General features: G+C 60.7%; 19 protein-coding genes and 1 pseudogene. 6 read left to right on the top strand and 14 right to left on the bottom strand.

Translation table 11 applies throughout. The features are described from left to right. Positions 1–42 precede the first annotated feature (42 nt). On the top strand, positions 43–834 hold the full coding sequence (locus ACK1VC_RS12495) for a DUF5677 domain-containing protein (protein WP_028699631.1): 792 nt from the start codon (positions 43–45) through the stop codon (positions 832–834). 404 nt (positions 835–1,238) lie between these two features. On the opposite strand, the gene ACK1VC_RS12490 is transcribed toward ACK1VC_RS12495, so the two are convergent. The 4 genes from ACK1VC_RS12490 to ACK1VC_RS12475 all read right to left on the bottom strand — a co-directional run bounded on the left by ACK1VC_RS12490 (position 1,239) and on the right by ACK1VC_RS12475 (position 3,268). Then, on the bottom strand, positions 1,239–1,565 hold the full coding sequence (locus tag ACK1VC_RS12490; protein ID WP_028699632.1) for a hypothetical protein: 327 nt from the start codon (positions 1,563–1,565) through the stop codon (positions 1,239–1,241). Positions 1,566–1,876: 311 nt separating this feature from the next. Further along, on the bottom strand, positions 1,877–2,395 hold the full coding sequence (locus tag ACK1VC_RS12485) for a hypothetical protein (RefSeq protein ID WP_053092298.1): 519 nt from the start codon (positions 2,393–2,395) through the stop codon (positions 1,877–1,879). Further along, positions 2,389–2,853, bottom strand: coding sequence for a hypothetical protein (locus ACK1VC_RS12480; protein WP_028699633.1), 465 nt, complete (start codon positions 2,851–2,853; stop codon positions 2,389–2,391). The genes ACK1VC_RS12485 and ACK1VC_RS12480 overlap by 7 nt, the downstream gene beginning before the upstream one ends. Before the next feature lie 19 nt (positions 2,854–2,872). Continuing rightward, positions 2,873–3,268: a hypothetical protein gene (locus ACK1VC_RS12475; protein ID WP_125855459.1), complete on the bottom strand. Its 396-nt coding sequence runs from the start codon at positions 3,266–3,268 to the stop codon at positions 2,873–2,875. Between the two features lie 163 nt (positions 3,269–3,431). On the opposite strand from ACK1VC_RS12475, the gene ACK1VC_RS12470 reads away from it, so the two are divergent. Then, positions 3,432–3,740: a helix-turn-helix domain-containing protein gene (locus tag ACK1VC_RS12470; protein WP_033740654.1), complete on the top strand. Its 309-nt coding sequence runs from the start codon at positions 3,432–3,434 to the stop codon at positions 3,738–3,740. A 1,031-nt stretch (positions 3,741–4,771) separates the two neighbouring features. On the opposite strand, the pseudogene ACK1VC_RS12465 reads toward ACK1VC_RS12470, so the two are convergent. Further along, positions 4,772–5,485 (bottom strand): annotated as a pseudogene (locus tag ACK1VC_RS12465) (AMP-binding protein); the annotation flags it as partial. Positions 5,486–5,663: 178 nt separating this feature from the next. Here ACK1VC_RS12465 and ACK1VC_RS12460 point away from each other — a divergent pair. Continuing rightward, positions 5,664–6,530, top strand: coding sequence for a LysR family transcriptional regulator (locus tag ACK1VC_RS12460; RefSeq protein ID WP_191087471.1), 867 nt, complete (start codon positions 5,664–5,666; stop codon positions 6,528–6,530). Here ACK1VC_RS12460 and ACK1VC_RS12455 read toward each other — a convergent pair. The 5 genes from ACK1VC_RS12455 to ACK1VC_RS12435 all read right to left on the bottom strand — a co-directional run bounded on the left by ACK1VC_RS12455 (position 6,504) and on the right by ACK1VC_RS12435 (position 10,536). Next, the gene (locus ACK1VC_RS12455) at positions 6,504–7,658 is read right to left on the bottom strand and encodes an HPP family protein (protein ID WP_023049246.1); all 1,155 of its coding nucleotides are present in this window, start codon (positions 7,656–7,658) and stop codon (positions 6,504–6,506) included. The two genes, ACK1VC_RS12460 and ACK1VC_RS12455, sit on opposite strands and share 27 nt — an antisense overlap. Before the next feature lie 270 nt (positions 7,659–7,928). Then, complete coding sequence (locus ACK1VC_RS12450) at positions 7,929–9,248, bottom strand: ATP-binding protein (RefSeq protein WP_016485923.1); 1,320 nt, start codon at positions 9,246–9,248, stop codon at positions 7,929–7,931. Then, positions 9,245–9,913 carry a response regulator transcription factor gene (locus ACK1VC_RS12445; RefSeq protein ID WP_016485922.1) on the bottom strand — a complete coding sequence of 223 codons (669 nt, stop codon included), beginning with the start codon at positions 9,911–9,913 and terminating at the stop codon, positions 9,245–9,247. The genes ACK1VC_RS12450 and ACK1VC_RS12445 overlap by 4 nt, the downstream gene beginning before the upstream one ends. Continuing rightward, on the bottom strand, positions 9,914–10,228 hold the full coding sequence (locus tag ACK1VC_RS12440) for a PepSY domain-containing protein (RefSeq protein ID WP_016485921.1): 315 nt from the start codon (positions 10,226–10,228) through the stop codon (positions 9,914–9,916). Continuing rightward, a complete protein-coding gene (locus tag ACK1VC_RS12435; protein ID WP_016485920.1) occupies positions 10,228–10,536 on the bottom strand; it encodes a PepSY domain-containing protein in 309 nt (102 codons plus the stop codon). The genes ACK1VC_RS12440 and ACK1VC_RS12435 overlap by 1 nt, the downstream gene beginning before the upstream one ends. A gap of 193 nt (positions 10,537–10,729) precedes the next feature. Between ACK1VC_RS12435 and ACK1VC_RS12430 the strand changes: the two genes are divergently transcribed. Together ACK1VC_RS12430 and queD are read left to right on the top strand one after the other, a co-directional pair. Then, entirely contained in the window at positions 10,730–11,809 is a 1,080-nt protein-coding gene (locus ACK1VC_RS12430; RefSeq protein ID WP_016485919.1) for a patatin-like phospholipase family protein, read from the top strand. Between the two features lie 53 nt (positions 11,810–11,862). Further along, the gene (gene queD / locus ACK1VC_RS12425) at positions 11,863–12,219 is read left to right on the top strand and encodes a 6-carboxytetrahydropterin synthase QueD (RefSeq protein WP_012271598.1); all 357 of its coding nucleotides are present in this window, start codon (positions 11,863–11,865) and stop codon (positions 12,217–12,219) included. A gap of 10 nt (positions 12,220–12,229) precedes the next feature. On the opposite strand, the gene ACK1VC_RS12420 is transcribed toward queD, so the two are convergent. Further along, positions 12,230–12,712, bottom strand: coding sequence for a DUF1289 domain-containing protein (locus ACK1VC_RS12420; RefSeq protein WP_161775554.1), 483 nt, complete (start codon positions 12,710–12,712; stop codon positions 12,230–12,232). Between the two features lie 406 nt (positions 12,713–13,118). On the opposite strand from ACK1VC_RS12420, the gene acnB reads away from it, so the two are divergent. Next, on the top strand, positions 13,119–15,728 hold the full coding sequence (gene acnB, locus ACK1VC_RS12415; protein ID WP_016485917.1) for a bifunctional aconitate hydratase 2/2-methylisocitrate dehydratase: 2,610 nt from the start codon (positions 13,119–13,121) through the stop codon (positions 15,726–15,728). A gap of 74 nt (positions 15,729–15,802) precedes the next feature. Here the strand turns inward: acnB and prpD are convergent, their stop codons facing one another. From prpD to acnD, 3 genes are all read right to left on the bottom strand, one after another. Further along, positions 15,803–17,287, bottom strand: a complete 1,485-nt coding sequence (gene prpD / locus ACK1VC_RS12410) for a 2-methylcitrate dehydratase (protein WP_145914457.1) — start codon at positions 17,285–17,287, stop codon at positions 15,803–15,805. Between the two features lie 72 nt (positions 17,288–17,359). Continuing rightward, a complete protein-coding gene (gene prpF, locus ACK1VC_RS12405; protein ID WP_070086792.1) occupies positions 17,360–18,550 on the bottom strand; it encodes a 2-methylaconitate cis-trans isomerase PrpF in 1,191 nt (396 codons plus the stop codon). Between the two features lie 150 nt (positions 18,551–18,700). Next, a complete protein-coding gene (gene acnD, locus ACK1VC_RS12400; protein ID WP_016485914.1) occupies positions 18,701–21,289 on the bottom strand; it encodes a Fe/S-dependent 2-methylisocitrate dehydratase AcnD in 2,589 nt (862 codons plus the stop codon). Positions 21,290–21,316: the final 27 nt, after the last annotated feature.

The following is a 21,316-nucleotide window of genomic DNA, read 5'->3' as shown; positions in this document are numbered from 1 at the left end:
CAAGGTAGGATTAGCTATAGCCATCAATCGCCAGGTGAACTCATGGAATGGTCTCTCCCAAAAGCTGGCTTTCTCAGCACTGACGTTGAAGACGCTGTACCTGCCATTTTGCAAGCAAACGATGAGCTTTTCGGTTTCGCCAGAGACGTAAACCACCTCATAATGGCGATTGCTCAAGAGGCGGTGAATACCGTGCACACTAGCTCAATGAGTGAGGAAGCTGTTCTGGTACGGCTACTTATGCGAGCAGCAGGCTTTTATCAGGGGGCACTGCTGATGGCTGAGCGCGGCATGTTTGTCGAGTGCCGTGCTATGGCTCGATCAGTGATTGAAGTCAGCCTCGCTGTTTCAGCAATGGACGGCAACAAAGGCAAGTTCATACAGATGCTCAGGGATGACCATTTGAAGAGCCGGCGCAATCGATACCAAACCCTTCATACTCAAAGCACGGACCCAGAGGCACGTAAGGCCCTTCAGACGGCGATAGGCCAGCTCGAAAAGTCGCTCAGTCTCATCAGTCCGAAGGAGTTAGCGGCGCTTGGTCCTCTGGAGGCCTCTTACTTCGTTTATCAGGTTCTGTCTGACAACGCCGGTCACGTTTCCGCCTCATCCCTGGATCACTACATAGAACCCCAAGAGGGCCGACAATATTGGGATTATAAGGTTGGCGCAGGAACCCCAGACGAAGTTGCCACCTCACTCTACTACTGCCTATACGGTGTAATTCCCGTAGTCGTAGGTGTGGCCGATCTCCTCGGCCTTGAGCAATTCGCCGCCCAGATACACGAGGTGGTCGACCGTTTCGACAAAACCCCCGCCCCATTACTGGCATAACGCTAAAACCTTGGCTTGCCTTGAGGATGGCCTGCGGGCGGACGGATCGTCCCACCCGAAATTCGGATGCTGCCCAGGGAAGGCCGGAGTTTCCGGCAGCCCTGAGCAGGAAATGCTGGAATCTATAATCACTCTATAATCGTCTATAAAAGCGTATAAATCCCAGATCTCGCGCCCCACAGACGATTAGAGTACAAATGTACTCCGCCGTACTCATGGTCATTCGGAAGCCTCCAGCCGAGTCATCTTCCAAACTCCATCATTGAAGGGCGATGGTGTCTGCGTATTTTCAAGCGGGCTCGATCATCCTCATCGTCAGGATTACCGTGCGACAACGAAGCTCTGGGCCTGTCCCGTGACAACCTCCAAGAAATGATCCAAGTATCGCCTCCTGGCGTCCGCCGTCACGGAACAGGCCCACTATCGACCCCGACGTCACCGAAACAAACATCATCTGCGACCAGACCGAGATTATCGGTGAGATCCTGGCCATCCTCGCTGAAAAGATGCTGAGTTCGCCGCTCCTGCTTGAGATAAGCCAATGTTTTGAAGAAGCAATGCTCACATAGATGTAGTTCATCGCGCTCCCCATCATGGGCAGTGTCACAGGCCCAATGTGCTTGTAAGGTCCCAAACTGATGCGCGCCAATATTCGTGCGCGTGGAGCAACGGCATATATCACACACGACGTCTGTAACGGCCTCGACTTCGACTCTTCCAATTATTTTCATTGCTGACTCCTACAAACGCATCTGACCTTCGCTACCAGCACAAGCCTCCATCACAGATGCTGGCGCGCCGGCCTTCGTCATCCAGCGGTACAAGAATGAGGCTGAAGAGATTTTCCAAGCCATTTCTGACTACTACCAACGCTCGATGGGTCGCCCCTCCGGCACGCTTCACTGACCTGAGAACTGAGCCCCCATCTGGGCCCTTCCGCGGCAAGCGGTATGCGCATTTTTGGGGAATTCTTAGGCGCCAGGACATGGATCGATTTTGTAGTCCATCAGTAGGTCCTCCACTGCACCGCAGAAATGATCAATCAGGAGTCATAAGTTCTTCGCTCCCAATAAAATTCAACTCTATATTCTGAGAGCAAATTACTCAGTGCTCCGCACAACCGTGGTTCCTCCAGCAGCTCTGAGTCGGTGTAGCTCACCGCAACGGCAAGCCTCATCTGCTCGGGAGATAAACCACGAGGATCATAGGGCCAAACTTGAACTTTACTTACACTTGCATCCCTGAAATGGAATGAGTCGACCTCCACATATAGCTCACGCACCACTTCCCAATCGCTCAGCGTGATTGCATATGTTTTCTGAAGTGAGTCAGCGAGATTTGTATGAAGATCGAGGAATGAGTCTCCCGCCAAAATTGCCTCGCTACCTACAAAGTCTTTCAGGTAGACATCGAAAAGCCTTGGAGAGGAAATAAGAGACTTCAGCTCGTGAATTGGAACGCTTTTTCCAGCCTCGTAAAATGAAAAAAGCTGTTGTGCGAGCGCAACAGAGTTTGATGAGCTAGCCATGACCATCTTAGTAGAGACAAGCAAATTCAGCATGTTGCCACCTCGCACCGCGCACTTCGCTTATAAATCAATTTTTGGGGGCCTCGCTCCCAATCCCCATCCGGTTGCGCCGAATAATAGACCCTCTCACTGTTATCAACTGTGTAAATATAATGCCGCTTTTCAGCCAATGAGCCAGAGGTCACTTCATTCATTTCGATTAAGGGAGCCATCGACCAGTCATCAGTCCCATTCATAACCGGAGGAATGACCAATACAATTTTGTAGGTGTATGAGCCGGTAAATTTTTTAGACAAAAACCGCTTCAACTTACCCACATCATCAATCAGAACTTCACCTTTTGACACATCACTACTCCCGGATCTCATGTAGTGCTGTGTAATATAAAACCAAGCTGCCTGAAGTCGTTGGGAGACGTAATCAATTTCGAGCAATTTCTCATCCGGTAGTTCAGAAGAAACCGAGAGGGCTCCTGTATGCGTTTCAAACATTGCTCCACCTATAGATCCATTAAGAAATCCGCTTTAGAGCCTGAGCTTCGCAAGGCTCACATAAGGTCTTAACCCAGTCGGACTGCAACCTTTTTCTAGAACCTGGCTGACCACACCACTCGCATGTCTTAATTGATACTTGCAAAGCCCTGCTTACTAACGAAGAGACATATTCATCCGCACAAATACAGGAAACCCTCAACTCTCCGAATTTTTCTTTCACGTAAGAAAACCGAACCTGCTCGATATTTTGTTCATCAATATATGATTGAATCTCAGAGCACAGCGCGCTCAAAATCTCTGCCCATCCGTCATCGCATCCGATGCCCCACACCGCTGCATCACGACGACGCCCCTCGCTACCGAACAGAAGCGGGTATTTAATAATCAAATCGCGTTCTGCGGCGTCATTCATATTTACGCTCCAAATTTACGGGTACGAGGTGGCTGAGCGGCAGCAAACAAAGGCCCTACCTCACGTAGCTATCTTAAGATATATCTTAGCATCGCCTATCGTTGATTCCAATCTAACGCCATGCTTCGTCTAATGCCAGCTGTTTTCTACAGCAGGCATCAGCATGGGGTTCGAAGCGGCGCTGGGCGCGGTCTTGAGGGAAATGCGGCTTCAGCGAGGCTGGACACAGGCGCATTTTGACGGAGTGGTTTCACCCCAATATCTCAGTGACATCGAGTTCGGAAAGAGGAGCCCATCGCTGGCGGTACTGCGAGGGATATGCGATCACCTGGGTGTCGAGCTGAGCAGCGTGCTTGTCCTTACCGCGCTGTCGCTGGAAGAGTTGAGCGATTCCAAAAGCATCCTTCAGCGCGTTGAGAAGGAGGTGCAGAGTTTTACAACCTGGCGCATTTCTGGTCGGGTCACACCCTAATCCAGCTCGCGCCTACATCTAGTGCCGAACGGTTATTAGGCTAGAGGGGTGGACAACGGCAGTTGACCCAGCAGGCGTGGACACCTCCTAGCCCTTCGGAGCTTCGCCAAATAAATCATCTCTAGCATTGAGCCCAATATTGACTCCGATTACTGCGGCTGCGAGCCCGTCGCAAGTAAGCAGACTCTGCGTACGTGGCTCCCCCTTGAGATTGGCAACCGTCTGAAAATTGTACAAGCGTTCTGCCCACCCCTTATTGATAATATATCTATCCCGAGTGACTACTTTGGCGCTCCTCAAGAAATCCCCTATAGCATAGCTCTGCCCTTTTAATCGCCAGCGCTCTACCACGCCACTTAAATAGCCCGCAACCTCCAGCTGTAGCCCGCAAGAAGGACAGGGAAAGCTGTATATACCTCATCTATCCAGCCACCAAAGACTCCACAATTACGTGCCCATCCTCAACTCTACGAGCTAGACGTCGTAGTTCCGCCAACCCTACTTCGACGCAGAGGCGCACGTCGACATCCGGAAATATAGGATCCTGCTTAGTACTGCACTCCTCAATTCTAAAGCTCCCTCCTACCAGCCCTAAGTAACTGCACACATCACTTATACACTCCGCCCTAAATGAATACAAAGCCATAACACCATCTCTATTTATTAATTTGAAATTGACCACCCCAACATTATACGCACACTAATTCATCTTAGTTTTGTGCGAGATTAAGTTCCTAGGCACGAACAGTAAAATAAAAAGCTGGCCCATAACACTAAAAGCTGCGGAGCGCTCAATGGGCTTTTTCTTCCAGAGTTAGCTTTTGCACTGAAGGTGCATGACTGGGCTCGATGTCTGGATGTCGCGCTGGCAGTCAGACCGTGACCTTAGGATGGGGGGAGCCTGGTGGGGGACTTGGAGCTAACGGGTGCATCCGTTCATCAGGATCGTTACCTACCTTGAAAAACTGTTAGGAAGCCTACGACCCAGGATTTACGGGGCCTCTATCACTTCTAACTGTTAGCAGGTATCCATAAATGATGTACAGCGGGTCGCCGGCATCCAGCTCGACCGGAGCCACCGGCTGGGCGCCGGCCAACGCTGCCTGCCAGTCCAGGTCGCGGCCTGGGTGCAGTGCAGCCTGCGCCTGCGGTCGTTGCAGCACCAGCACATTGCGCGGCTGGTGCCGGGCCAGCTGCAGGGCGCGGTCGACCAGCGGCTTATAGGCAATCACCTTGTCGAATTCCAGCCCGCAAGATGCCGTCAACAGCAGCGTGGGCCGGGCGTCATCGATGCGCAAAGCCAGCTCGTTGGCGGCAAAGCCGCCGAACACCACCGAATGCACTGCACCGATCCGCGCGCAGGCCAGCATGGCCATGGCCGCTTGCGGCACCATGGGCATATAGATGATCACCCCGTCGCCCTTTGTCACCCCTAGCTGGCGCAGCAAACCGGCCAGTTGCGCCACTTCATCGCGCAGCTGGTTGTAGGTGTAGGCCTGCTGCACGCCGGTGACTGGCGAATCGTAGACCAGCGCCAACTGCTCGCCACGGCCCTGCTCGATCTGGTGATCGAGGGCCAGGTAGCAACTGTTCAGGCGGCCGTCGGCGAACCAGCGGTGGGTACCGTCAGGGTTGTCTTGCAGGATGACGGCAGGCTTGCGGTGCCAGGCCAGGTGCGCGGCCTGTTCCGCCCAGAAAGCGGCAGGGTCGGAAATGGAATGGGCGTAGCTGTGCTGATAGCTCATATCGAAGGGAACCCGGTACTTGTTGTTATTGAAGGGCGAACCCTGAGTATGGACCGCTACACCCGCGCCGCCAGGGGACTAAAGTCACAACCGACCTGCAAATTTGCAGACAACGCAAAAACGCCCCATAACGGTGCAAAGCCTCTAGAATAGGCCACCCTCAGCCACCGAGCAGCCCATGGACATCGATCAGGCCCGAACCTTCCTGGAAATCGTGCGTTGCGGCAGCCTGGTCGCCGCCGCCGAACGCCTGTTCGTGTCACAAACGGCCATAACCGCCAGGGTTCAGCGCCTGGAGCAGCAACTGGGCTGCCAGCTGTTCGTGCGCAGCCGCAACGGCGCCAGCCTGACCAGCGATGGCGAGGCATTCGTCAGTTATGCCAACCAGCTGGTACAAACCTGGGAAGCGGCGCGACGTGACCTGCCGCTACCTGAGGGCTGCCAGCAAGTGCTGCATGTGGGGGGAGAAGTGAGCCTGGGCAACCCGATGCTGCTCGACTGGGTCAGCGCCCTGCACCGTGAGCTGCCCAGCCATGCCATCCGCAGCGAGGTGAGCGACGGCGAGTCGCTGCTGCGCAAGGTCGAGATGGGTTTGCTGGACGCTGCGCTGGTGTACCAGCCGACCTACGGGCCGGGCCTGCAGGTGGAACAGTTGATGGAAGAGAAGCTGATCCGCGTGCGCCGGGTCGACCGGCCAGAGCCCTATGTCTACATCGACTGGGGCGAGGCCTTCCGCCGCCAGCACGATGCCGCCCTGCCCGACTGCGCCCGCCCGGCGCTCAGCTTCAACCTGGGCCCACTGGCCTTGCAGTTCATCCTCGATCAGGGCGGCAGCGGTTATTTTCGTACGCGGGTGGTGCAGGCTTACCTGGACAGTGGCGTGTTCGAGCGGGCACCGCAGGCACCGGAATTCACCTACCCGACCTTTCTGGTATACCCACGCAAGCGCGACAGCGAGGCCCTGCAACAGGCCTTCGCCATCCTGCGCCGGCTGGTCGCCGCCGGCGCCAGCGACTGGTCACAACGCTGGGACCCGGTTATCTGAGGCCACGGCTTTGCTGAGCAGTTGCCGCTTGAGGCCGGCGATGAGGTCGGTCTGGGTGATTACCCCCACCAACTGGTCGCCATCGAGCACCGGCAGGCAGTGCAGACCTTGCTCGCACAGCAACGGCAGCAGGCACTCAAGCGGGTGCTGACTGCTGACACTGACCACCCGCCGGCTCATCACCTGCTCCATGCGTACCGCCTTGCGGCCGAACAGCCCCCGCCAGCTGAAGCGGCCATGCTGCATCGCCGGGCCCACCAGGTCGCTAAGGCTGACGATGCCCACCAGCCTGCCCTGTTGCAACACCGGCAGGGTTTTCAGGTGGTGGCTGGCCAGCATTTTCCAGGCCTGCTCGAGGGTAGTCTGGGGCGTGGCAAACTGAACATCGCGCGACATTACCGAGGCCGCGGTAATACCGCCAAGGCTGCGCTGCAGGGCGTGCTGCTCGGTGGCCAGGATGATGCGCTCCAGCTCGTCACGGGTAACGTCGACGAACTCACCCAACTCTTCGAGGGCCTGGTCCAGGTCCTCGCCACGGATGCCGACCCGTTCACTGGGCTGTCGGTCGTGGGTGTGGTGCGAGTCTTTGCGTACCGCGACGCCTTTCGGGTAGCGCACCCCGGTGAGGCGGTTGTAGAGCACCGCCACGCTCACCAGGATCAGTGCATTGAGCAGGATCGGCTCAAGCAGGTGATCACCCATGGCGGTCAGCCCTGTGTCGGCCAGCACTGCACTCACCGCCACCCCGCCACCCGGCGGGTGCAGGCAGCGCAGCAGGCACATGACCAGGATCGAGATACCCAGGGCCGCAGCGGCCACCCACAGTTCCGGGCCAAAGCCTTGGCGCAGGGCCAGGCCGACCGCGCCAGCCAGCGCGTAGCTACCCAGCACCGGCCAAGGTTGGGCCAATGGGCCGGAATGCACGGCGAATACCAGCACTGCCGAGGCAGCCAGCGGGCCCAGCAGGTGCAAGGCGATGTCGGGACCGTAGGCCATGCTGGTCAGCCAGCCCGCAAGGAACAAACCGAACACCGCACCGATACCGGCACGCAACCATTCTTTTGGAGGGGTATTCAGAGGCGCCGGCAACAGGCGCTGCAGACGGTTTTCGGAACGCGAGGCAGACATTTAGGTAATCGGGATCTTTGCTATTTCTGATTAAAAAGAAAGCCCAGCCGAGCTGGCCTGGGCCTCGTATTGCGCGTGCAATACCACAAGGGGCTCCGTCCGTGGAGAGATGGAAACCGCAGGGTTTCGTGAGGGGGATTTTGCCGGGTGGAGGGAAATTGGGCTAATTCAAAAAACTGCGGCTGTACTGCAATTTTTTTGCAGTACTGATAGGACCAAAGGGGCGCTGCGCGGCCTTGTGTCGCGATGGGCCGCACAGCGGCCCCTGCATTACCGGGCCTTGCGCGGCAGGTCAATGCTCACGCGCAATCCGCCCAGCGGGCTCTCTTCCAAGGCCAGTTGCCCGCCCCAGGCGTCGACGATATCGCGCACGATGCCCAAGCCCAGGCCATGCCCGTCCACCTGCTCGTCCAACCGCGAACCACGCTCCAGCACTTGCTGGCGCTGGCCCTCAGGGATGCCGGGACCGTCGTCATCGACCCACAGCTGATAACCCTCGGCACTAGGCGCAATACCCAGTCGCACCTCGCTGTCAGCCCACTTGCAGGCGTTATCCAGCAGGTTGCCCAGCAGCTCCAGGAAGTCTTCACGGTCCCATGGCAATAACAGCCCGGGCGGCACATCACTTGCCAACAGCAGGCCTTCTCCGTGAATCATGCCCAACGTGCCCAGCAACCCCGGTAGCTCGGCGTCACAATCGAACTGCGCGCCTGGCAACGCGTCACCCGCCAGCCGCGCACGGTTCAGCTCGCGCGCCAGCCGCTGCTGAATCTGCTCCAGCTGCTCGCGCATCTGCGCGCGGACTTCGGGCAAATCCTTCAGACGCTCGCTGGAGGCCAGGCTCAGCAGCACTGCCAACGGCGTCTTCAGCGCATGCCCCAGGTTGCCCAAGGCATTGCGCGAACGGCGCAGGCTATCTTCGGTATGGCTGAGCAGGTGGTTGACCTGCCCCACCAGTGGCGCCAATTCGCTGGGCACCTCCTCATCCAGCTGCGAGCGCTGGCCCTGCTGCAGTTGGGCGATTTGCTGGCGTGCCCGCTCCAGCGGCCGCAGCGAGCGGGTAACCGTGATGCGCTGCAGCACCAGGACCAGGATCAGGGCCACCAACCCCATGCCCAGGCCGATCTGCTGCAAGCGCCGGAAGCCTTCGCGCACCGGCGAATAGTCCTGCGCCACGCTGATCGAGATGTCCTGGCCCAGGCGCCGGTAGTCGGCGCGCAGGGCCAACAGTTGCTGGCCTTCCGGGCCGAGTTCATGACTGTCGGAGAGCCCGGGCGCCGAAGGTTTCGGCATGTCCAGATCCCACAGCGAACGGGACCTCCAGGTACCTTTGTCGAAATCGATGCGGAAGTAGTAACCGGAAAAGGGCCGCTGGTAGGCAGCCGAAATACGGCGCTCATCCAGCTGCAGGCCGGACGGGCCACGCACCAATGCCACCAGCAGGTTCTCGCTTTCCTTGCGCAGGCCGTTTTCCAGGTAGCGCTGCAGGCCGGCTTCGAACAGCCACAGAGTCAGTTGCGCCAGCACCACGCCCACCACCACCAGCACCGCCACCAGGCCAAGGCTCAGGCGGGCCTGGATCGACTTCACTCAGCGCTCCCGGCATAGATATAGCCCTGCCCGCGACGGGTCTCGATCACGCTACGGCCCAGCTTGCGCCGCAAGTGATTGACGTGCACTTCCAACACGTTGGAGTCACGCTCGGTTTCACCATCGTAAAGGTGCTCGGCCAAGTGGCTCTTGGACAGGATCTGCTGCGGGTGCAGCATGAAGTAACGCAGCAGCCGGAACTCCGCAGCAGTCAGCTGCACATCCACGCCATCACGGCTCACGCACTGACGGCTTTCATCCAGGTGCAGCCCGGCCGCCTCCAGTTTCGGCTGGTTGGCCAGGCCCCGGGCACGCCGCAGCAACGCCTGGATACGCAATTGCAGCTCCTCCGGGTGAAACGGTTTGCTCAGGTAGTCATCGGCCCCGGCCTTCAACCCTTCGATGCGCTCGGCCCAGGAGCCACGGGCGGTGAGGATCAGCACCGGGGTGGCCAGGCCGGCAGCGCGCCACTGGGCCAGTACGTCCAGGCCCGGCAAGCCAGGCAGGCCAAGGTCGAGAATGATCAGGTCGTAGGGTTCGCTCTGGCCTTGGTAGACCGCGTCTCGGCCGTCGGCCAGCCAGTCCACGGCATAGCCCTGGCGCTGCAGGCCAGCAGTCAGTTCGTCAGCCAGCGGGACATTGTCCTCGACAAGCAACAGGCGCATTCAGTCGTCTTCCTCGTCTTTGAGCAGGGCACCGGTGCTGGCATCGAGCTTGATCTCGCGCACCACACCTTCAGCCGTCAGCAGCTCGACTTCATATTCGTAGCGATCGTCGTCTTCTTCCAGCTCGGCTTCCAGCAGGCGCGCCCCGGGGTAACGCCCCAAGGCGGTTTCCAGCAATTGCTCAAGCGGCAGGATGACGCCCTTCTGGCGAAGCTTCAGGGCTTCGTCCTGGTCAAGGTCGCGGGCAGCGGCCAGAGAGCATACGGCCAACAGCGCCAGCGCGAGGTAGCGCGCTGGCCGCGGTAAGTGAATCATCAGCTGTCCCGCTCGTCCTTCAGCACTTCACCGGTCTTGGCGTCCAGGTCGACGTCCCATTCGACGTTCTGGGTGTCACGCATCTCTACCTTGTAGATGTAGCGACCGTATTCGTTTTCCAGCTCCGAGTCGGTGACGGTGGCGCCGGGGTGCTTGGCCACGGCGGCGGCTTTAAGCTCATCCAGCGACTTGATGGTCTTGGCGTTGACCAGCTTGACCACTTCGTCAGGCTGTACATCCTTGGCGAAAGCAGCATTGGCACCCAGGGCGAGGGCGGTGGCGGCGAACAGGGCAGTCAAGGTTTTCATCGTTCTTCTCTCCTGAGAACTGTGTAAGTTGTCTACGCAATCAAGACTAACCACCGGTCCTTAATTGAACCTGAAAACAGCTGGCGGCATGATAGCGCAGTTACACCTTCAGACAGACTCGGTCTGCAGCTGGTGCAGCCAGTTGTGTAGGCTATGACGGCCCTTTCGCACCGACATGCCCGAGAGATCCGTCATGAGCGCCATCCACATCAAGTACCCTGCCCTCACCTTCAAGGCCGGCCAGCGTGCCCTGCAACACATCCGCGAGCGCGGCCTGCAGGCCGCCGATGTCGGGGTGCTGCCGGGTGCAGCCGGTGGGCCCAAGCCGCTGGGTATCCAGGGGCTGGACCTGGCACTGTTCGGCGAGTGGCTGCCTTCGGCACCCCGCCAGCGCGCCCTGATAGGCGCTTCGATCGGTGCCTGGCGCTTCGCCAGCGCCTGCCTCGAGGACCCCATCGCCGGTATCCGTCGGCTGGGCGAGCTGTACACCGAACTGGATTTTGCCAAGGGCGCCACCCCGGCCGAAATCAGCCACAGTTGCCAACGCATGCTCGACGACCTGCTGCAGGGCCGTGACGCCCAACTGCTGGCCAACCCGCACTATCACCTGAATATCCTGGTAGTGAAAAGCCACGGCCAGCTTGCCCACGACCATCGCGGCCGGCTGGGCCTGGGCCTGGGCTCGGTAGTTGCCAGCAACCTGCTTGGCCGTTCGCGGCTGGCGCGCCACTTCGAGCGCATCATCCTGCATGACGGGCGCGCCGCGCCGCCGCTCGACGCACTGACCGACTTCCCCTCACGCTACCTGCCGCTGGACCTGACCAACCTGCGCCACGCCCTGCTGGCCTCGGGTTCGATCCCCATGGTCATGCACGGCGTGAAAGACATCCCCGGTGCTGGCGCCGGCACCTACCGCGACGGCGGCCTGCTCGACTACCACCTCGACCTGCCCTACCGTGGCGACGATCTGGTGCTGTACCCGCACTTCACCGACAAGGTGGTACCGGGCTGGTTCGACAAAGCCTTGCCTTGGCGCAAGGGCGATGCCACCCGCCTGCAGAACGTGCTGCTGATGACCCCTTCGCCGCAATACCTGGCCGCCTTGCCCTACGGCAAGCTGCCCGACCGCAACGACTTCAAGCGCTTCCTGGGCGATGCACCAGGCCGCAAGCGCTATTGGTACAAGGCCATCGCTGAAAGCCAGCGCCTGGGCGACGAGCTGCTGGAGCTGGTCGCCACCGGGCGGCTGCATGAACGCCTGCAAGCCTTGTAACGGCCATGCTGGTAGACTGCGCGCATTATTGATTCACACAGAGTTATGACAGCGTGGAAATTTTCAAGGAATTCACATTCGAATCGGCCCATCGCCTGCCCCACGTCCCTGAAGGGCACAAATGCGGCCGCCTGCATGGCCACTCGTTCAAGGTCGGCCTGCACCTGACCGGCCCGCTCGACCCGCACACGGGCTGGATCCGCGACTTCGCCGAGGTCAAGGCGATCTTCAAGCCCATTTACGAGCAACTGGACCACAATTACCTGAACGACATCCCTGGCCTGGAAAACCCGACCAGCGAAGTGATCGCCAAGTGGATCTGGGACCAGGTCAAGCCGCTGATGCCAGAGCTGTCGAAGGTGCGCATCCACGAAACCTGCACCAGTGGTTGCGAATATACCGGCGACTGATTCGCCCTGCTCACTGGCCCTGCGCGCTGCCCATGGCATCGCGCAGGAAGCTGGGGGCGATGTAGCGCTGGTAATGCGCTTCTGAAAGCAGGAAGAACTCGCGATCGATGGCGTCGCGCAGTTGCGGCAGTTCCCAGCCACGGAACTCCGGCAGCAACACCATGCCGTAGGCCTCCAGGTCACGGATCATCCGCGCCCCGCGGGCTATCAGCTGGTAAGCCCAGCAATATTCCGACTGCTGATCGACAAAGCGGATGGAGCGCTGCTCCAGTTGCTGGCGCAACAGGCTTTTGTCGAACACTTCCAGCTTGGCCATCATCACCTGTACCAGCAACTGCTCAAGGCGCAGCCACACCGCACGCTTCTGCGCGTCGTCGTAGCCGTTCCAGTTGATCACTTCGTGGTGAAAACGCTTGCAGCCACGGCACACCGTGTCTCCGTACACCGTGGAGCACAGGCCGACGCAAGGGGTTTTGATGGACTTGTTGGACATGAAAAACAACAGCTTGGCGGTGGAACACCGGCCCATGTTAGCCCTTTGTCTAACCAGGGTCACTCGTTAAAGTCATGTTCACCGCCTTACCTTCGGGCTTTTTTTGCCGTAGAATCATCCGGCCTTTTCGAAGGCAACAATGTCCGTTGGAAGCTGTTTTCAAAGCGTCACGAGCACAGTTAATCCGGTAGAACGGCGTTGGCCCGGGCCATGCACCCCTCGCATGCCCGTGCCAGCCCTCATCAGCTCCCCGTTCTGCAGGCGTAAAACTTTGAAAGCAGCTTCTGTAAGGATTCTTTGCGACTCTGGCTGGGCGGCCCACAAAGCCGGCGCAGCGCATGGGTGCATTGAATGCTGGATAAGCGTCCCGGACCCCCTTTAGGGACCACTGATGAGGGAAATAACTGTGCTTGAAGCCTACCGCAAACACATCGAAGAGCGTGCCGCCCTGGGTATCGTGCCCCAGCCGCTGAACGCCGAACAAACTGCAGGCCTGGTCGAGCTGCTGAAAAACCCGCCGGCCGGCGAAGAAGCCTTCCTCGTAGACCTGATCACCAACCGCGTACCGCCAGGGGTCGACGAAGCTGCCTACGTCAAGGCCGCTTTCCTCTCTGCTGTTGCCAAGGGCGAAGCCAAGTCGCCACTGATCGACCGCAAGCACGCCACCGAACTGCTGGGCACCATGCAGGGCGGCTACAACATCGAAACGCTGGTCGCACTGCTGGATGACGCCGAACTGGGCGCCGTCGCGGCCGAACAGCTCAAGCACACCCTGCTGATGTTCGATGCCTTCCACGACGTGGCCGAAAAAGCCAAGGCCGGCAACGCTCACGCCAAGGCCGTGCTGGACTCCTGGGCTGCCGGCGAGTGGTTCACCGCCCGCCCGGCCATCGCCGAGAAGTACACCCTGACCGTGTTCAAGGTGCCTGGCGAAACCAACACCGACGACCTGTCGCCTGCTCCGGACGCCTGGTCGCGCCCTGACATCCCGCTGCACGCCCTGGCCATGCTGAAAATGGCCCGCGACGGCATCGAGCCGCAGCAGCCTGGTTCGGTCGGCCCGCTGGCACAGATCGAAGCCGTCAAGGCCAAGGGCTTCCCGGTTGCCTATGTAGGTGACGTGGTCGGTACCGGCTCCTCGCGTAAATCCGCTACCAACTCGGTACTGTGGTTCTTCGGCGACGACATTCCGTACGTGCCGAACAAGCGCGCCGGTGGCTTCTGCTTCGGCACCAAGATCGCCCCGATCTTCTACAACACCATGGAAGACGCCGGCGCCCTGCCGATCGAATTCGACTGCACCAACCTGGGCATGGGCGACGTCATCGACGTTTACCCTTACAAAGGTGAAGTACGCCGTCACGGCAGCGACGAACTGGTCACCAACTTCGAGCTGAAAACCGAAGTGCTGCTGGACGAAGTCCGCGCTGGCGGCCGTATCCCGCTGATCGTTGGCCGTGGCCTGACCGAAAAAGCCCGCGCCGAGCTGGGCCTGGGTGCTTCCGACCTGTTCAAGAAACCCGAGCAGCCTGCCGATTCCGGCAAGGGCTTCACTCTGGCGCAAAAAATGGTTGGCCGTGCCTGTGGCCTGCCAGAAGGCCAGGGCGTGCGCCCAGGTGCTTACTGCGAGCCGAAGATGACCACCGTCGGTTCCCAGGACACCACTGGCCCGATGACCCGCGACGAGCTGAAAGACCTGGCGTGCCTGGGCTTCTCCGCTGACCTGGTCATGCAGTCGTTCTGCCACACCGCGGCCTATCCGAAGCCGATCGACGTCACCACCCACCACACCCTGCCAGACTTCATCCGCACCCGTGGCGGCGTGTCGTTGCGCCCAGGCGACGGTATCATCCACAGCTGGCTGAACCGCATGCTGATGCCTGACACCGTCGGTACCGGCGGCGACTCGCACACCCGCTTCCCGATCGGCATCTCGTTCCCGGCCGGTTCCGGCCTGGTGGCCTTCGCCGCCGCCACCGGCGTCATGCCGCTGGACATGCCAGAGTCGATCCTGGTGCGCTTCAAGGGCAAACTGCAACCCGGCATCACCCTGCGTGACCTGGTGCATGCCATCCCTTACTACGCCATCCAGAAAGGCCTGCTGACCGTCGAGAAGAAAGGCAAGAAAAACGCCTTCTCCGGCCGCATCCTGGAAATCGAAGGCCTGGACGAACTCACCGTCGAGCAAGCCTTCGAGCTGTCCGACGCCTCGGCCGAGCGTTCCGCTGCCGGTTGCACCATCAAGCTGCCAGAGAAGGCGATTGCCGAGTACCTGACGTCCAACATCACCCTGCTGCGCTGGATGATCGGCGAAGGCTACGGCGATGCCCGCACCCTGGAGCGCCGCGCCCAGGCCATGGAAGCCTGGCTGGCCAACCCTGAGCTGCTGTCGGCCGACGCCGATGCCGAGTACGCCGAAATCATCGAAATCGACCTGGCCGACGTCAAAGAGCCCGTGCTCTGCGCGCCGAACGACCCGGACGACGCCCGCCTGCTGTCTTCGGTACAGGGCGAGAAGATCGACGAAGTGTTCATCGGTTCGTGCATGACCAACATCGGCCACTTCCGCGCTGCCGGCAAGCTGCTGGAGAAGGTCAAGGGCGGTATCCCGACCCGCCTGTGGCTGGCTCCGCCAACCAAGATGGATGCTCACCAGTTGACCGAAGAAGGCTACTACGGCATCTACGGCAAGGCCGGTGCGCGCATGGAAATGCCAGGCTGCTCGCTGTGCATGGGTAACCAGGCGCGTGTGCAGACCGGTTCGACCGTGGTCTCCACTTCGACCCGTAACTTCCCGAACCGTCTGGGCGATGCTACCAACGTGTACCTGGCATCGGCCGAGCTGGCTGCTGTCGCTTCGATCATCGGCAAGCTGCCGACCGTCGAAGAGTACATGCAGTACGCGAAAGACATCGACAGCATGGCTGCCGATGTATACCGCTACCTGAGCTTCGACCAGATCGCCGAGTTCCGCGAAGCGGCAGCCAACGCCAAGATCCCGGTGGTTCAGGCCTAAGCTGAGTTACAGGTTGTAAAGAAAGCCCCGGCAGCGATGCCGGGGCTTTTTTGTTTCAGGCTGTACTGGCAACCTCAGATCACAAACAAATCCACAAACCTGTGCACCGCCATCCCCTCCAGCCGCTGCTGGTCCTTGCACACATTCACAATCTGCGCACACCGCTGACGGGCAAATCGGGTCCCCAGGTTTGCCCTGAACTTGGCCTCCAGCAGCGGTATGCCCTCCCCGCGCCGCCGCCGGTGCCCGATCGGGTACTCCACCACGACCTGCGCGGTACTGCTGCCATCCTTGAAAAACACCTGCAGCGCGTTGGCAATCGAGCGCTTGTCCGGCTCCAGATACTCGCGACTGAAGCGCGGGTCTTCGACCACCTCCATCTTCTCGCGCAGGCGGTCGATGCTCGGGTGGTTGGCATGGAAGGCATCCTCATAATGCTCGGCCATCAAATGACCAAAGATCAGCGGTATCGCCACCATGTACTGCAGGCAGTGGTCACGATCGGCAGCATTGGCCAGCGGCCCACTCTTGGAAATGATGCGGATCGCCGACTCCTGAGTGGTGATGACAATACGGTCGATTTCATGCAGGCGGTTGCGTACCAGTGGATGCAGGGTTACCGCCGCCTCGCAGGCGGTCTGGGCGTGGAATTCGGCAGGGAAACTGACCTTGAACAGCACGTTTTCCATCACGTAGCTGCCCAAGGCCTGCGACACACGCAGCGCCTGCTGCCCGGCAGGTTTGAGTGCCAGGTCTTTGTTGGTATGGCTGAACAACACGTCGTAGAAGCCCCACTGCGGGGCCGTGAGCACGCTCGGCACGCCCATTTCCCCGCGCAGGGCGATATCGGCCAGGCGCACGCCCCGGCTGGAAGCATCACCAGCGGCCCAGGACTTGCGCGAACCTGCATTGGGCGCGTGGCGGTAGGTACGCAGGGCCTGACCGTCGACAAAGGCGTGGGACAAGGCCGAGAGCATCTGCTCGCGATTGGCCCCCATCAGCCTGGCACACACGGCGGTTGAAGCCACCTTCACCAGAATCACATGATCGAGGCCGACGCGGTTGAATGAATTTTCCAGTGCCAGCACACCCTGGATCTCATGCGCCATGACCATGGCCTCAAGCACATCACGCATCAGCAGCGGTGCCTCACCTGCGGCTATATGTTTCTGGGACAGGTGATCAGCAACAGCCAGGATACCGCCAAGGTTATCCGAGGGATGAGCCCATTCAGCGGCCAGCCAGGTGTCGTTGTAGTCCAGCCAGCGCACCGTGCAGCCGATGTCCCAGGCAGCCTTGACCGGGTCCAGACGGTAGGCGGTGCCGGGGACGCGGGCACCATTGGGGACCAGCGTGCCTTCCACCTGAGGGCCGAGGAGCTTGGTGCATTCAGGGAAGCGCAGGGCCAGCAGGCCGCAGCCAAGGGTGTCCATCAGGCAATTGCGCGCGGTGTCCAGGGCCTCGAGGGACTCGACCCGGTAACCGAGGGCGTAGTCGGCCAGGGTTTGCAGCACCCGGTCGTAGTCCGGGCGGTCGTTGAGGTCTACGTTGGCGCTCATATCCAGCTCCCTTCAGAATTGCCGGGGCTGCGGTGCAGCCCCAACGAACTAAAGCCGAGCGCCAGTGGTGCTTTAGAAGCTGTCGCCAGGCACGCGAACCCAGCCCTCCATCAGCACGCGAGCACTGCGGCTCATGATTGCCTTGGTTACTGTCCACTCCCCCCCCACCTGCCGCGCCTCGGCCCCGACCCGCAGGGTGCCCGAAGGGTGGCCAAAACGCACAGCGCTACGCTCGCCCCCACCAGCGGCGAGGTTGACCAGCGTGCCCGGAATGGCCGCCGCAGTGCCGATCGCCACCGCCGCCGTACCCATCATGGCATGGTGCAGCTTGCCCATCGACAAGGCCCGCACCAACAGGTCGATATCACTTGCCTGCACCGACTTGCCACTGGACGCAGTGTAGGTGCTCGGTGGCGCAACGAACGCCACTTTTGGTGTGTGCTGACGCCCGGCAGCCTGTTCAACGTTGTCGATCAGCCCCATGCGCACGGCGCCATGGGCGCGAATGGTCTCGAACCGCAGCAGCGCCTGAGGGTCGCCGTTGATGGCGTCCTGCAGTTCGGTACCGGTGTAGCCGAGATCGGCAGCGTTGATAAAAATGGTCGGGATACCAGCATTGATCAAGGTCGCCTTGAAGGTGCCGACACCCGGCACTTCCAGGTCATCAATCAGCTGGCCGGTAGGGAACATGGCGCCGCCGTCGCCGTCTTCATCGGCTGCCGGGTCAAGAAACGCCAGTTGCACCTCGGCGGCCGGGAAGGTCACGCCGTCGAGCTCGAAATCGCCGGTCTCCTGGACTTCACCTTCGGTGATCGGGACGTGGGCGATGATGGTCTTGCCGATATTCGCCTGCCAGATACGCACCGTGGCGATGCCGTTGCGCGGAATGCGCGCCGGGTCGACCAGGCCGCTGCTGATGGCGAACGAACCCACTGCGGCGGACAGGTTGCCGCAGTTGCCGCTCCAGTCGACGAAGGCCTTGTCGATGCTGACCTGGCCGAACAGGTAGTCGACATCGTGCTCAGGCTTGATGCTTTGCGACAGGATCACGGTCTTGCTGGTGCTCGACGTCGCGCCGCCCATGCCGTCGATCTGCTTGCCGTAAGGGTCAGGGCTGCCAATGACCCGCAGCAGCAGTGCGTCGCGCGCGGGGCCGGGGATTTGCGCCTGTTCGGGCAGGTCTTGCAGGCGGAAGAACACGCCCTTGCTGGTGCCGCCACGGATATAGGTAGCGGGGATTTTGATCTGGGGTACATGTGCCATTGTCTTGGGCATCCTGATAGTCCGGTGAAATACCCTGGGGCTGCTATGCAGCCCTTTCGCGACACAAGGCCGCTCCCACAGGTACGGCGCCGCCCGTTGTAGGAGCGGCCTTGTGTCGCGATGGGCCGCAATGCGGCCCCCGATTCATGTTCAGGCGGTCGCTTCGAGGAAGTCCTGGGCAAAGCGCTGCAGCACGCCGCCCGCTTCGTAGATCGACACCTCCTCTGCAGTGTCCAGGCGGCAGGTCACCGGCACTTCCAGGCGCTCGCCAGTGGCGCGGGTAACCACCAACGTCAGGGTCGCCCGTGGCGTACGCGCGCCAATCACGTCATAGGTCTCGCTGCCGTCCAGGCCCAGAGTCTTGCGGTCGGTGCCTGGCTTGAACTCCAGCGGCAATACACCCATGCCCACCAGGTTGGTGCGGTGTATGCGCTCGAAGCCCTCGGCGACAATGGCCTCGACACCCGCCAGGCGCACGCCCTTGGCCGCCCAGTCACGGGACGAACCCTGGCCGTAGTCGGCGCCGGCAACAATGATCAGCGGCTGTTTACGCTGCATGTAGGTCTCGATTGCCTCCCACATGCGGGTGACCTTGCCTTCCGGCTCGATACGCGCCAGCGAGCCCTGCTTCACGCTACCGTCTTCCTTGCGCACCATTTCATTGAACAGCTTGGGGTTGGCGAAGGTGGCACGCTGAGCGGTCAGGTGGTCGCCACGGTGAGTGGCGTAGGAGTTGAAGTCCTCTTCCGGCAAGCCCATCTTCGCCAGGTACTCACCGGCGGCGCTGTCGAGCATGATGGCGTTGGACGGCGACAGGTGGTCGGTGGTGATGTTGTCCGGCAGTACCGCCAGCGGGCGCATGCCGCGCAGGGTACGCTCACCCGCCAATGCGCCTTCCCAATAAGGGGGGCGACGGATGTAGGTGCTCATCGGGCGCCAGTCATACAGCGGCGCTACCTTCGGCCCACGGTCTTCCTCGATGGCGAACATCGGGATATACACCTTGCGGAACTGTTCTGGCTTCACCGCAGCACGCACCACGGCATCAATCTCTTCATCACTCGGCCAGATGTCCTTGAGGCGGATTTCCTTGCCATCGACCACGCCCAGCACATCCTTTTCGATGTCGAAGCGGATGGTACCGGCAATGGCATAGGCCACCACCAGCGGCGGCGAGGCCAGGAAGGCCTGCTTGGCATACGGGTGGATACGCCCGTCGAAGTTGCGGTTGCCCGACAGCACGGCGGTGGCGTACAGGTCGCGGTCGATGATTTCTTGCTGGATCGCCGGGTCCAGGGCACCGGACATCCCGTTGCAGGTGGTGCAGGCGAAGGCGACGATGCCGAAACCGAGTTGCTCCAGCTCCTTCTCCAGCCCCGCTTCTTCCAGGTACAGCTGCACAGCCTTGGAACCTGGCGCCAGCGACGACTTGACCCACGGTTTGCGGGCCAGCCCCAGCCTGTTGGCATTGCGTGCAATCAGGCCAGCGGCGATCACGTTACGCGGGTTGCTGGTGTTGGTGCAGCTGGTGATCGCGGCAATGATTACCGCGCCGTCCGGCATCTGCCCAGGCACCTCTTCCCAGCTGCCGGCGATGCCTTTGGCTGCCAGATCGCTGGTAGCCACGCGAGCGTGCGGGTTGGACGGGCCGGCCATATTGCGCACCACGCTCGCCAGGTCGAAGCGCAGGGTGCGCTCGTAGACGGCGCCGCCCAGGCTGTCAGCCCACAGGCCGGTGGCCTTGGCATAGGTTTCCACCAGCTTGACCTGCTGCTCTTCACGGCCGGTCAGGCGCAGGTAGTCGATGGTCTGCTGGTCGATGGCGAACATCGCTGCGGTGGCGCCGTATTCCGGCGCCATGTTGGAAATGGTGGCGCGGTCGCCCAGGGTCAGGGCCCGGGCACCTTCACCGTGAAACTCCAGATAGGCGCCAACTACCTTCTGTTTGCGCAGGAATTCGGTCAATGCCAGCACCAGGTCGGTGGCGGTGATGTTCGGTGCCAGCTTGCCGGTCAGCTCGACGCCGACGATTTCCGGCAGGCGCATCCAGGAGGCGCGGCCGAGCATCACGTTCTCTGCTTCCAGGCCGCCCACGCCGATGGCGATCACGCCCAAGGCATCAACATGCGGGGTGTGGCTATCGGTGCCGACGCAGGTGTCCGGGTAGGCCACGCCGCGGTCGTTGTGGATGACAGGCGACATCTTCTCCAGGTTGATCTGGTGCATGATGCCGTTGCCCGGCTGGATCACGTCGACGTTCTTGAACGCCTTCTTGGTCCAGTTGATGAAGTGAAAGCGGTCTTCGTTGCGGCGGTCTTCAATGGCGCGGTTCTTCTCGAAGGCCTGCGGGTCGAAGCCACCGCACTCCACTGCCAGCGAGTGGTCGACGATCAGTTGCACCGGTACCACCGGGTTGACGGCAGCTGGGTCGCCACCCTTCTCGGCAATGGCATCGCGCAGGCCGGCGAGGTCGACCAGCGCGGTCTGGCCGAGGATGTCGTGGCACACCACGCGGGCCGGGAACCATGGGAAGTCGAGGTCGCGCTGGCGCTCGATCAGCTGGCCCAGCGAGGCGTCGAGGGTTGCCGGGTCGCAGCGGCGCACCAGGTTCTCGGCGAGCACGCGGGACGTGTAAGGCAGGCCGTCGTAGGCGCCGGGCTTGATCGCCTCGACCGCCGCACGGGCATCGAAGTAGTCCAGGTCGGTGCCTGGCAGGTGCTTGCGAAATGCTGTGTTCATATCGTTATCAGGCTCGGTCACGGTACG

This window comes from Pseudomonas sp. XP2 (genome assembly GCF_053557975.1).
This window is presented reverse-complemented; position numbering and strand designations above follow the sequence as displayed.